Annotated in this window: 13 protein-coding genes; 4 read left to right on the forward strand and 9 right to left on the reverse strand. The window is 68.7% G+C overall.

Annotated features, from left to right (window positions below; translation table 11 throughout):
• The first annotated feature begins 27 nt into the window (after positions 1-27).
• The 3 genes from ACWGE0_RS25375 (at position 28) to ACWGE0_RS25385 (ending at position 2284) form a co-directional block, all read left to right on the forward strand.
• Positions 28-969, forward strand: a complete 942-nt coding sequence (locus tag ACWGE0_RS25375; RefSeq protein WP_452263384.1) for a Glu/Leu/Phe/Val dehydrogenase dimerization domain-containing protein — start codon at positions 28-30, stop codon at positions 967-969.
• Positions 970-1067: 98 nt separating this feature from the next.
• The gene (locus ACWGE0_RS25380; protein WP_452263385.1) at positions 1068-1817 is read left to right on the forward strand and encodes a hypothetical protein; all 750 of its coding nucleotides are present in this window, start codon (positions 1068-1070) and stop codon (positions 1815-1817) included.
• Positions 1818-1828: 11 nt separating this feature from the next.
• A complete protein-coding gene (locus ACWGE0_RS25385) occupies positions 1829-2284 on the forward strand; it encodes a hypothetical protein (protein ID WP_452263386.1) in 456 nt (151 codons plus the stop codon).
• 40 nt (positions 2285-2324) lie between these two features.
• Here the strand turns inward: ACWGE0_RS25385 and ACWGE0_RS25390 are convergent, their stop codons facing one another.
• The 8 genes from ACWGE0_RS25390 to ACWGE0_RS25425 form a co-directional block, all read right to left on the reverse strand.
• Complete coding sequence (locus ACWGE0_RS25390; RefSeq protein WP_452263387.1) at positions 2325-2735, reverse strand: L,D-transpeptidase; 411 nt, start codon at positions 2733-2735, stop codon at positions 2325-2327.
• 75 nt (positions 2736-2810) lie between these two features.
• A complete protein-coding gene (locus ACWGE0_RS25395) occupies positions 2811-3368 on the reverse strand; it encodes a L,D-transpeptidase (RefSeq protein ID WP_452263388.1) in 558 nt (185 codons plus the stop codon).
• A gap of 125 nt (positions 3369-3493) precedes the next feature.
• Positions 3494-4264, reverse strand: a complete 771-nt coding sequence (locus ACWGE0_RS25400) for a S1 family peptidase (RefSeq protein ID WP_452263389.1) — start codon at positions 4262-4264, stop codon at positions 3494-3496.
• Between the two features lie 132 nt (positions 4265-4396).
• Positions 4397-5437: a class II fructose-bisphosphatase gene (glpX, locus tag ACWGE0_RS25405; RefSeq protein ID WP_045309944.1), complete on the reverse strand. Its 1041-nt coding sequence runs from the start codon at positions 5435-5437 to the stop codon at positions 4397-4399.
• A gap of 67 nt (positions 5438-5504) precedes the next feature.
• Positions 5505-5720, reverse strand: a complete 216-nt coding sequence (locus ACWGE0_RS25410) for an exodeoxyribonuclease VII small subunit (RefSeq protein WP_229813098.1) — start codon at positions 5718-5720, stop codon at positions 5505-5507.
• The gene (locus tag ACWGE0_RS25415) at positions 5717-6061 is read right to left on the reverse strand and encodes a sugar ABC transporter substrate-binding protein (protein ID WP_319972246.1); all 345 of its coding nucleotides are present in this window, start codon (positions 6059-6061) and stop codon (positions 5717-5719) included. The genes ACWGE0_RS25410 and ACWGE0_RS25415 overlap by 4 nt, the downstream gene beginning before the upstream one ends.
• Complete coding sequence (gene xseA / locus ACWGE0_RS25420; RefSeq protein ID WP_319972247.1) at positions 6051-7289, reverse strand: exodeoxyribonuclease VII large subunit; 1239 nt, start codon at positions 7287-7289, stop codon at positions 6051-6053. Before xseA ends, ACWGE0_RS25415 begins: the two co-directional genes overlap by 11 nt.
• The gene (locus ACWGE0_RS25425; protein ID WP_452263390.1) at positions 7286-7783 is read right to left on the reverse strand and encodes a lipid droplet-associated protein; all 498 of its coding nucleotides are present in this window, start codon (positions 7781-7783) and stop codon (positions 7286-7288) included. Before ACWGE0_RS25425 ends, xseA begins: the two co-directional genes overlap by 4 nt.
• A 227-nt stretch (positions 7784-8010) precedes the next feature.
• Here ACWGE0_RS25425 and ACWGE0_RS25430 point away from each other — a divergent pair, with 227 nt between their 5' ends.
• On the forward strand, positions 8011-8955 hold the full coding sequence (locus tag ACWGE0_RS25430) for a 4-hydroxy-3-methylbut-2-enyl diphosphate reductase (RefSeq protein WP_452263391.1): 945 nt from the start codon (positions 8011-8013) through the stop codon (positions 8953-8955).
• Positions 8956-8969: 14 nt separating this feature from the next.
• On the opposite strand, the gene ACWGE0_RS25435 is transcribed toward ACWGE0_RS25430, so the two are convergent.
• A complete protein-coding gene (locus tag ACWGE0_RS25435) occupies positions 8970-12347 on the reverse strand; it encodes an nSTAND1 domain-containing NTPase (RefSeq protein WP_452263392.1) in 3378 nt (1125 codons plus the stop codon).
• Between the last annotated feature and the right edge of the window lie 21 nt (positions 12348-12368).

Genomic DNA, 12368 nt, shown 5'->3' on the forward strand with positions numbered 1-12368 from the left:
ATGGCGGAAGTTCGGGAAGGAACGCAGATGTGGGAACACGAGCAGTTGGTCGTCCGCACCGGCAAGCGGTCGGGGATGACCACGATGGTCGCGCTGCACTCGACCGAGGCCGGGCCGGCGGTCGGCGGGTGCCGGATGAAGCCGTACAACCAGATCACCGACGCAGTCACTGACGTGCTGCGGCTGTCGAAAGCCATGACGCTCAAGTGTGAGGCCGCCGGAATTCCGCACGGTGGAGCCAAAAGCGTGATCGTCGTCGACCGGCCGCTCACGCCGGAACTGCGCAGGGACGTGCTGCTCGACCACGCCGACCTGATCAACGAGTTCGGCGGCGCCTACCGCGCGGGGCCGGACGTCGGCACCGGTCCGGACGACATGGTGGTGCTCAGGGAGATCACCCCGCACGCCTACTGCCTGCCGGAGGAACACGGCGGCACGGGCTCGTCCAGCGGGCCCACGGCGCGCGGTGTGCTGGCAGCGTTGAAAGCTGCCTCGCAGCACGTTTTCGGAACGCACGACCTGACCGGCCGGAAGGTGGTGATCAGCGGCTACGGCTCGGTGGGAGAGCTGATCGCGAAAGGCATCGAGGGCGCGGAGATCGTGGTGTCCGATGTGGACGAGAGCAGGCGCACGGACGAGTTCGGCTGGGTGCATCCGGATGAGGCGTACCAGGTCGAGGCCGACGTGCTCGTCCCGGCGGCGGTGGGCGGGGTGCTGAGTCCGGAGACCGTGCGGCACCTCGGCGTCAGGCTGATCGTGGGCCCCGCGAACAACCAGCTCACCGACGACGGCGTGGCCGGCCTGCTCGAGGAACGCGGCATCGTGTGGGTGCCCGATCACGTCGCCAGCGCCGGCGGGGTGATCTACACGCTGGCCAGGGAGGACGACGGCGCCGACCACGAGACGGCGCTGAAGCGGGTTGACGCGATCGAGGCGACGGTTCACCGCCTTCTGGGTGAGCGTCACTGATACGTCAGCGGTGCGTCGGCCGAGGCCCATAAACTGAGGCTGATGGCATCGGGTTGTGCGTGTCAGGGGGACGCGCAACACAACCCTTGGGGGGCTTCGTGATTCACGTCTGTTGGCCCGACGTGGTGCCGGGAACGCCGTGGTGGGCGGGTCCGATCACGCGCGAACGGCCGCGCACGGTGTACTGGCAGCCGCTGTCCGACCTGGTGGAGAGCCGGGTCAACGCCGAGGTCGACACGTCTGGCTGGGGCTGCGACGTGCTGGTCGAGCTGACGGTGCCGGACCGGCTGAGCGCCCAGATCGCGGTGATGCCGGGGTTTACCGTGGCGCAACTCGCCCTGCCGGACGCGCTCAACCGGTCGCGGGACGTCGAACTGGTCGTGGCGGCGCTGGAGGACGGCGTGCACGCCACGGTCGAACGGGTCGCGCGCCGGTTGGGGGTCCGCTACGAGCGCGTCAAGGCGGAACCGAAACAGCTCGAGCACCCGTTGCGGCTGAGCACGCTGGCCGGGCGGTTCGGCGGGACGATCGCGCTCGTGTCGCCGTACGCGGCGTCGGACTACTTCGTGGCCTCGCTGCGGGCGGAGGAACTGGCGTGGGAGGGCCACGAGGGCTGGCGGATCGTCCGGGCGAACCAGGAGACAGCCGGGCGGCCGGTGTCCGATGTGGACTTCAGCGCGGTGGACGTCCCCGTGTTGCTGGACAACCTGTCCGCGGATCCCGGCACGGCGCTGGTCGTGGTCGGCAAGGAGCTCGAGCGGCTCACCGGATGGCTGCCCACCGGGCTCGCGGGCCGCGTCTCGGTGCTGGGACGCGATGATGGATGCTGGTGGGCAGCCATCGGTTGAGGGAGCCCAGGATGACCCGGTTGAAGCTGGTCGCGGTACTTGCCGCCGTCACCGCGCTCGGCGGCTGTTCGCCGATGCCGACGTGGGCCGCGAAACTGACGCCGACCGGGCTTCCGCAGTTCGTCGACAACGCGTGTGACGCGCCGAAGGTCGAGTCGATGCAGATCCAGGCGGTCGATGGCGACGCGGTGCTGGACGAGAAGGACCCGGTGATCTGGAAGATCGAGTTCGCACAGCCGGTGCGGCTTCGGGAGATCACGGTCGCCCAGAAGCCGGAAGGTGCCGTCGAGAAGGTCGCGTGGCAACCTCCACAGGGCGACCAGAACCTCGCGATGTCCGTGCAGCGGGAGAACGCCGGCACGTCGGACGTTCACTTCACGCTCGACGGGCTGAAGGACGGCAAGGTCCAGTACGAGTTCGAGTACCTCAGCGCGGACGAGTTCGCGAAGAAGCGGGTGAGTTGCTAGAAGGCCTGACCTGTTCCGGCCAGGCCTTCCAGGACAACTGTTATGGCAGCACCTGTACCTGCTCGCCGATCATCAGGTTGTCGTAGAACACCACCGACGCGTCAGCGGACATCCGGATGCAACCGTGGGACTGGACGTTCGTGTCACCCTGGTGGAACGCGATACCGCTCGTGGTGAAGTACACCGCGTTCGGCATCGGGCCGTTGTAGGGGACGCTCCAGTCGTTCTTCACCTTGCGCAGCACCGAGAACGTGCCCACCGGGGTCTCGTACCCCGGCTTGCCGTGACTGATCGGCACCGGGCCGTAGCTCGTTTTGCCGTTGAAGACCAGCCACGCCTGGTTCGAGTGCTTCTCCAGGCACGCTCCGTTGTAGACGGTGCATCCCGCCTGAGCCTGTGCGGGAACAGCAAAGCCGAGGATCAGGAGCACCGTCGCGATCAGAACTCGCATCTCTCATCACCCCTCGGTAGTGGAGTAACCACTACCGGGTGATCTGAATCATCTACCTATGGACCACTTGGTTGATCAAGCGACGACCTGCACGGTCTCGCCGATCGCCAGGTTGTTGAAGTAGTACTGCGCGGCCGCCGGGTCCAGGTGGATGCAGCCGTGCGACGGGACGTCCAGTTCGCCCTCGTGGAACGCGATGCCGCTCTCGGTGAAGTACGTCGACCACGGCATGGGCGCGTTGTACGGCCGGCTCCACTCGTTCTTCACCTTGCGCAGCACCGGGAAGTTGCCGAGCGGCGTCTCGTAACCCTTGCGCCCGTGGGTGATCGGCGACGGACCGTGGACGATCTTGTCGCCGCGCAGGACCCACGTCTGGTTCGTGGAGAGCTGGATGCACGCGCCATCGCTGATGGTGCACGGCGTCGGCTTCACGACCGGCGGAGGAGGTGGCGGTGGGGGAGGCGTCTCCGAGGAAGAAGGTGGCACTGGCGCCGAAGACGGAGACGGTGTCGAAGACGGAAGCGGTGTCGAAGACGACGAAGGCGGTGGCGCGGCGGGAGTCTCGGCGTGCACGGCCCCCTGCGCGCACCCCGCCACTGACAACAACGCGACCGCCACGAGCAGCATCCTCATCGCGCACCCCCCGGTTGATCCATCCCTTGCCGAAGTAGACGACCGGAGGGGTCCTCGGGTTGCAACGGCGAGGGCCCGCCTCCCATAACGAATGGGAGACGGGCCCTCGGAATGCGTTTACCGGGTTACAGGCCGCCGACGTTCGAGCTGACCCACGAGCGGTAGTACGAGACGTCCACGTAGATCGACGGAGCCTGGGCGCAGTTCGCGCCGCCGCCGGAACGGCTCGTGGCACCGATCAGCTCCCAGCGACCGGACACCGACTTCACCTCGGGGCCACCCGAGTCGCCGTAGCAGGCGCCCTTGTTGCCACCGGTGTTGTTGGTGCAGATCTCCGAGGCGGCGCTGATGCCGGAGCACCGGCTGTCCGCGACGATCGAGGTGTTGAGCTCCTGCAGGGTGACCGGGGCACCACAGGCGCCGCGGACCGGGCAGGTCTGGCCCCAGCCGATGATGCGGGTCGCGGTGCCGACCGGGCCGGACGCCGCCGAGATGGTGATCGGGGCCTGGCTGACCGAGGTGTTGAGCTGCACCACCGCCAGGTCGGCGGACGGGTGCAGGATGATCCGCGAGGCGCCGGTGGTGGTACCGCCGCTGGTGCGGTTCGTGGTGCCGATCCGGGTGCGGATCGAGGACGCCGAGGAACCCTGGACGCAGTGCTTCGCCGTCACGACCCAGTTGGCCTTGATCAGCGAGGCGCCGCAGAAGTGGCTACCGGAGGTGCTCTGCAGGGAGACCATGAACGGGTAGACCTGGCTCGCGTTGGTGCCGCCGACGATCATCGGCGTGACTTCGCCGTCAGCGGTGGGAGCCGGAGCCGCGGTGGCCGCTGCGGCCGAGGCGAGCAGAGCGCCCGCGGCCACGACGACTGCGGAGAACAACGTACGTGCCCTCATCGTTGAGTTTCCTTTCCTGAACCCGGCGCAGGGTTGCCGGGGTCAGGACGGAAACTAAGGACGAAAGTGACTTGGTCACTAGGGTCACTCGGAGGGTGACCCTCCGTTAACGGTTCACACCTTCACAGCGAACTACGGCAGCGGCTGCTGCACGTCCTCCGGCAGGTCGAAGTCCACCGAGGCGTATTCGCGCAGCTTGTGCAGGCTGTGGAAGCCGTCGATCATGCGCACGGTGCCGGACTTGGAACGCATGACGATCGACTGCGTGGTGCAGCCGCCCGCCCGGTAGTGCACACCGCGCAGAAGGTCGCCGTCGGTCACGCCGGTCGCGCAGAAGAAGACGTTGTCGCCACTGACAAGATCGTTCGTGGTGAGCACGCGGGACAGGTCGTGGCCCGCGCCGATCGCCTTCTCGCGCTCCTCGTCGTCCTTGGGCCACAACCGGCCCTGAATGGCGCCACCGACGCACTTGAGCGCCGCCGCCGCGATGATGCCCTCCGGCGTGCCACCGATGCCGATGAGCATGTCCACGCCGCTCGTGGGACGTGCCGCCGCGATCGCGCCCGCCACGTCGCCGTCGGAGATGAAGTGGATGCGCGCGCCCGCCCGCCGCACCTCCTGCACGATCGACTCGTGCCGCGGCCGGTCCAGGATGCAGACGTTCACGTCGGATACATCGCTGTGCTTGGCCTTCGCGACGCGGCGGATGTTCTCCGCGATCGGCGCGGTGATGTCGATGACGTCGGCCGCCTCCGGGCCCACGGCGAGCTTTTCCATGTAGAACACGGCGGACGGGTCGAACATCGCCCCGCGCTCGGCCACGGCCAGCACGGCCAGCGCGTTCGGCATGCCCTTGGCCATCAGCGTGGTGCCGTCGATCGGGTCGACCGCGACGTCGCAGTCGGGACCCTCGCCGTTGCCTACCTCTTCGCCGTTGAACAGCATCGGCGCTTCGTCCTTCTCGCCCTCGCCGATCACCACGACACCGCGCATCGACACGGTGTGGATCAGCTTGCGCATCGCGTCGACCGCGGCGCCGTCACCGCCGTTCTTGTCGCCGCGTCCCACCCACCGGCCGGCGGCCATGGCCGCTGCCTCGGTGACGCGCACGAGCTCCAGCGCCAGGTTCCGGTCCGGGGCTTCGCGACGTCGTTCCGCGGGGGTGTTCACCATTGCGCGCCTCCATGCGACTACTCAGCGTGCCGGATTTTGTGATCGGCAACTGAATCCTTGCACGGGATCACGCCTCGGAAACGTCCTCCTCGACCACAGCGAGAGCTGCATCGATTCGCTCACGCGCGCCCGCGAGATGCTGCTCACACGTCTTGGCGAGCGCTTCACCGCGTTCCCACAGCGCGAGCGAGTCCTCCAGCGACAGGCCGCCGGCCTCCAGCTTGCGGACCACCTCGACCAACTCGTCGCGGGCGGCTTCGTAACCCAACGTCTCCGAACTCACGCGGACTGACTCCTCAGGCGGCTCAACACGGTCGCGACGGCCAGGTCGTACCCGACCAGCGCCTCCGCGAACTCCTCGCCGTCACCCTCTCGCACCGCCTCGTCGATGAGCGCCTCGGCCTCCGCGACGCGCCGGTACTGCACCGTCCCGGCGGTGGCCTCGCTCAAATCGTGCAACGTGAGGATCAGCGTCCGGCGGCTTTTGGTGTCGCAGTCGCCCACCATCGCCGTCCAGCACTCCGCCGCGGCCCTGTTCGCCGCCTCCGCCTTGTGCCGCAGTCCCGTCGTGCAATTGCCGGCCGCCTCCATGGTCAGGGGCAGGAACACGGCATCACGCATCATCGGTACCTCCCCCTTCCGCCTTGGCGACCACTGCTTCCACTGCACCGTCAACGACGCGTACCCGCAACCGTGTTCCGCTCGGGGCGTCCGTCACAGAACGCAAGACGCCGTCGGGCCCGTCGGGTGTGACGAGTTGCACAACGGCGTATCCGCGGGCCAGCGTGGCGGCTGGTCCGAGGGTCGTCAAGCGGGCTTTCGTCCCTGACAGGTGGACGTCTTCCCGATCGAGACGTTGCGTTACGGCCCTACGGCCCTGTTCGCGAAGCCTGTTCACCTCTTCGGCTCTGCGGTCCAGGGGACCGTACGGGTCCGAAAGTACTGGTCGTGAGCGCAGAGCGTCGAGCAATTTGCGTTCCCGATCGACCCAGCCGTGCAGCGCGCGCCGTCCGCGATCGCGCATCTGGCGGACGCGTTCACTCTCTTCGGCGACATCGGGAACCACCCGTTTGCCCGCATCGGTCGGCGTCGAACAACGCAGGTCCGCGACGTGGTCGATGAGCGGGATGTCCGGTTCGTGCCCGATCGCCGACAGCACCGGCGTGCGGCACTGGGAGACCGCGCGGCACAGCGCCTCGTCGGAGAACGGCAGCAGGTCCTCCACGCTGCCGCCGCCGCGGGCGATGATGATGACGTCGCACTCCGGATCTCTGTCCAGAGTGGACAGCGCGGTCATCACCTGGGTGACCGCCATCGGACCCTGCACGGCGACGTTCACGACGCGGAAATGCGCTCCAGGCCAACGATTGCGCGCGTTCGTGAGCACGTCCCGTTCCGCCGCCGACGCACGACCGGTGATGAGCCCGATCTTGTTCGGCAGGAACGGCGGCCGGCGCTTGCGGCGCGGGTCGAAGAGGCCCTCGGCGTGCAGCAGCTTGCGCAACCGCTCGATGCGCGCCAGCAGCTCGCCGATGCCGACCGCGCGGATGTCGTCCGCCCGCAGGCTCAGCGTGCCGCGGTTGGGGTAGAAGCTGATCTTCCCGTGCGCGATCACGCGGCTGCCCTCGGTCAGCTGCAGCTCGCGGATCATCGAGGCGTTGCAGGTGATCGACATCGACATGTCGACGCTCGGGTCGCGCAGCGTCAGGAACGCCGTCGAGCTGCGCGCGTTGAGCTGGGTGACCTGGCCCTCGACCCAGACGTCGCCGAGCCGGTTGATCCAGTCGAGCAGCTTGCGGGCGACCGTCCGCACCGGCCAGGGGTTCTCCGGCGTGGATTTTCCTTCGGTCACTGAGCTTTGACCGTGGCAATCCGGCGGTTGAGCATGCCGACGAACTCGGGCCGGGACTCGTGCGCCTGTTCGTAGCGCAACAGCACCTCCAGCTGCTCGACGTCCAGGTTGCGCAGCCGGGCGCGCAGCTGGGCGATCGACAGTTCGTCGTACATCGGCAGGAACTCGGGGACCTCGGCGATCGCCCGCTCCTCCTCTTCCCACGGGTCGTCCGCGGCGAGCTCGTCCGACGGCACCGCCGTGACCGGCGTCTCGTCCTCGTCGAACGTCGCCCACTCCGGCTCGTCCTCGGCAGGCCTCAGTCCGGAGAGGACGTCGTCACCCCTGATGGCGAGTTCGGTCACATGCTGCTGGACGCGCATGGACAACTGCATTGCCTCGCTGACCACCGTGAGAGGGAGTCCGGCGAGCTGCTGCGGCAGCCTGCGCGCCTGTTCGAGGGCGGTCACCGCGAGTCCAGCGGCGACGCGGACACCCAATGGCAGTGGCTTCATGCCCACTAGCCTGCCGCAACTGCGCGCCGAATGCACAGGCCGTGTCCTGCGAGTCCCGTCCGCGACAGCCGCACCCGAGGGGGTTTCTGACGGCACCGCCGCAACTCCCAGATACGCCCGGTATGAGGGAGCCGCGGCGGCACCGCCAGAAACCCTCTCGGATGTGACTCTCATCGAACGGGACTCGCAGGACACGACCTAGGAACGCACCCCGGTACCCTGGAGCCATGCCCAAGCGAGTCCTGTTGGCGAAGCCGCGTGGTTACTGCGCGGGCGTTGATCGTGCCGTCGAGACGGTCGAGCTCGCCCTCGAGAAGTACGGCGCTCCCGTCTACGTGCGCAAGGAGATCGTCCACAACAAGTACGTCGTGGAGACGCTGTCCGACCGCGGCGCCATCTTCGTCAACGAGACGGACGAGGTTCCTGAGGGTGCACTCGTGGTGTTCTCAGCACACGGCGTGTCGCCCGCGGTGCATGAAGAGGCCGCGAACCGCTCGTTGCGGACCATCGACGCCACGTGCCCGTTGGTGACGAAGGTCCACAAAGAAGCGGTGCGCTTCGCCAAGGAGGATTACGACATCCTCCTGATCGGTCACGAGGGCCACGAGGAGGTCGAGGGCACCGCCGGTGAGGCGCCCGACCACGTGAAGCTCGTCGACACCGCCGAGGACGCGGCCAAGGTCGAGGTGCGCGACCCGAACAAGGTCATCTGGCTGTCCCAGACGACGCTCTCGGTCGACGAGACCATGGTGCGCGTCCGGCAGCTCAAGGACCGTTTCCCGGAGCTGCAGGACCCGCCGTCGGACGACATCTGCTACGCCACCTCGAACCGCCAGACCGCGGTGAAGACGATGGCGCCGTCGTGCGATCTGGTGCTCGTCGTGGGCTCGAAGAACTCCTCCAACTCGGTCCGGCTGGTCGAGGTCGCGCTGCAGCACGGCGCCAAGGCCTCGTACCTGATCGACTACGCCAAGGAGGTCGACCTGGCGTGGCTCGAGGGCGTCGAGACCGTGGGCGTCACGTCTGGTGCTTCGGTGCCGGACCTGCTCGTGATGGAGCTGCTGAAGTTCCTCGAGTCGCACGGCTACGGCGAGGTCGAGGAGATCACCACGGCGAACGAGCGGATCACGTTCTCGTTGCCGCATGAGCTCCGCAAGGACCTCGTCCGCTAGCACTCCACCAAGAGTTAGTTCTCCACCATGCGGAGGGCCTGGGCCATGTCCAGGCCCCACACCTGGATCGCGTCCGCACCCGCGGACACCAGTTGTGAGCCGTCGGGGCGCCACGCCAGGTGCGTGACGCCGCGGGTGTGACCGCGCAACGTCGCCCAGGCGGTCTGTTCGCGCACGTTCCACACGACCACCGCGCGGTCGTTGCCGCCGCTCGCGAGCCGGCTGCCGTCCGGGCTGAACTCCAAAGCCTTTACCGCGTCGGCGTGTCCGCGCAGTTCGCCGATCTTCTGCCACCTGGCGGTGTCCCACAACGCGATCAGGCCGTCGTCGCCGCCCGTCGCGAGGATCTTGCGGTCCGGCGAGAGCGCGAGCGCCCGCACCGCCGCGGAGTGGGTGCGGGGCAGTGCCAGGTTCTGGTAGTGCGTGCCGGCGTCGCGGATCAGCACCTCGCCGTCTTCGCGCGCGAAGACGAGCTGTCCGTCGCGTCCGCCGAACGAGACGGCGGTGCGCGGGCCGCTGGAGTCACCGCCGATGAAGTCCGGCTTGCTCTGCTTGTCCAACGACCACAACGCGTCGGGTTCGGCCGAGTTCACCACGGCGATCTGGTTGTCGCCGAACGCGACGCCGGTGACCGTGCTTCCGGTCCGGACGGCCGGTTCGCTGACCGTCTCCCCGGTTCTGGCGTCGCGCACCTGGAGATCGCCGTTCAGGACGACCAGATCGTGGTTCGGGCTGAAGCGGCTCGAACGGCTTTGCGGCACACCGGTTTCGATGCGTTTGAGCGTGCGCAGCGTGGTGTCCCGGCGTTCGATCACGCCGGCTTCGTCGAGGGTGACGATCGTGCCGTCGTCGTCGACGGTGAGCGCGCGGACGGTGTAGCCGGCGGTCCGCGGCACGCTGCCTGGCGGCCAGAACCGCAGGGCTCGCGGGGTGAGCACGGCCAGTCCGCCGTCCGGGGCGAACCGCGCGCTGCGGGCCGGTTCGTTGATCGTGATGGTCGTGATGGCGGTGCCTTGTGCGACGTTCCAGACGTGCACGCGGCCGTCCTCACCGCCGGAGATCAGCATGCTGCCGTCGTCGCTGAGCGACAGGCTGTTGACGACGCCGGTGTGCGCGGGAGGCGTGGCGACCACGGCGCCGGTCGCGAGGTCCCGCACCTGCACCTGCCCCTCGGTGGTGGCGAGCGCGGCCAGCTTGCCGCCCGGCAGCAGCCTCACCCTGGTGATGTCGCCGGACTGCACCTGCAGGCCGCCCGTCCGCTGCCGCGTCTCCATGTCCCACAACGCGATCGCGCCGCCGGTCACGAGCGCCAGCACCCGGTCGTCCGCGATGTCGAACGGGCCGTTGATCGGCCCGACCGGCAACGAGTAGCGCACCTGGCGGGTGGCGAGGTCCCAGACGTCGCCACCGACGACGAGCGAGCGGCCGTCCGCGCTGAAGGCGACTCCGCCGCGCGTGCCGGTCCGCTGCAGCACGACCTGTTCGTCGTCCGGGCCCGTCCACAGCACGATCCGGCCGTCGTGCAGGCACACCGCGATCGTGCGTCCGTCCGGCGCGATGGCCCAGGAGAAGACGACGCCGATCATGCTCGGCCGCCAGCGGGCTTTCAGCGACAGGGTGGCCATGTCGTGCACTACCAGTCCTTCCTGGCCCATCAGACCGACGAAGTCCTTGCCGAACGCGAAGCTCCAGGCGTTGAGCTGGTCGAGCTTGCGTCCGCGTGCCGAGGCCGACGCGCTCAGCACGCGGCTGCGGGCCTCGGGCGTGGGATAGGCCCGATAGGCCTCGGCGGCTTTGCGGGCGGACTGCTGGGGGTCGCTGACGGAGAGGGCCTCCGACGCCGCCGCGAGCTGTTGCGACTGCGAGATCAAGCCGAGCCGTTCGACCTCACGGCGTTGCTGGACGGCCACGACGGCGCTCGCGGCGGTGGCCACCAGCATCACCGCCAGTCCGGCCGCGGTCCAGCGCAGGCGGCGGGTGCGGCGGCGTTCCCGTGCCTTCGAGGCGCCGATGAACTCGCGTTCGGTGCCGGTCAGTTCCGGCTGGGTCCGCGCGACCCACTCGGTCGTCTCGGCGAGCCTGGTGCTGCGGTAGAGCGAGTCGGTGTCCTCGCCCAGCTCCCGCCAGGTGCGGGCGGCGTCGGTGAGCCTGCGGTGGGTTCTGAGGCCCTCGTGGTCCTCGTCCAGCCACGCACGCAGCCTCGGCCAGGCCTGGAACAGCGCCTCGTGGGTCACCTCGACGGTGTGTTCGTCGACGGTGATGAGCCGGGTGTCCGCGAGCACGTCGAGCACTTCCTCGCCCACGACCTCGTGGCGCGGTACGGGGCGTTTGGTGCCGTCGGCGCACAGCCGGAGCAGCAGCTGCTTGGCCAGGTGCTGTTCGGAGTCGTCCAGCGTGGCGAACGCGGCCTCCGCGCTCTGTGCGAGCGCGCCCTGGATGCCGCCCGCGGACTGGTAGCCGCCGAGCGTGAGGGTGTTGCCCCGCCGGCGGTGCCACGTTTCGAGCAGCGCGTGGGACACGAGGGGGAGCACGCCGCTGCGCCCTGCCGCCTCGGCGACGAGAGTGGTCAGCAGAGCCGTTTCGACGGTGCAGCCGACGGTCGCGGCGGGCTGGGTGATGGCGCGGCGCAGCTCTTCCGGCGTCATCGTGCCGAGCAGCACCTGGGCGTCGGTCAGCGCGTCCGCGAGCTCCGGGTACTGGGCGCAGTGCGGGTAGAAGTCGGACCGGACCGCGATCACCTTCTTGCAGTCTGCGGTGAGCAGCGCATCCAGGAACGCCGTGCGCTGGACCTCGTCCTCGCAGAGCGTGAAGAGCTCCTCGAACTGGTCGACGACCAGCAGGTCCGGGTACCGGGCGAGGGCTTCGGCGATCGCGGCGTCCGGGTCGTGGCCAGGCGTGCACACCACGGCGTTCTCGAACTTCGCCGCGATACCGGCCCTGAGCAGCGACGACTTGCCCTCGCCCGACGCGCCGAACACCGCGAGGAACCTCTGCCGGTCGAGCCGGTCGAGCAACGTGTGGGTGAGCGCCTCGCGGCCGAAGAACCGGTCGGCGTCCTCGATCGTGAACGGATTCAGGCCCACGTACGGGGACGGCCCCTCGACGGACCGGCTCTGCGCCATCGCGACGGCGAGGTCGTGCCAGCGCCGCTCCCACGCCGCCTCGTCGCCGTGGCACGCCCGGACGTACGCGAGCGTGACGTCGAGCCCCGGCAGCTTCCGTCCGCCCGCCGCGTCGGACAGCGTGCTCGCCGAGAAGTGCGCGCGTCGGGACAGCTCCCGATAGCTCGGCTTCCCCGCGTTGGTGCGCAGTTGGCGCAAGTCTCCGGCGAACAGCAGCAGCGGGCTGTCGCCCTCGTCCAGTGGACGTTCTCCCCTAGGCATCGAACTCATGCTCGCAGAGTGCGTGCTGGT

This window comes from Lentzea sp. NPDC054927 (assembly GCF_053610285.1).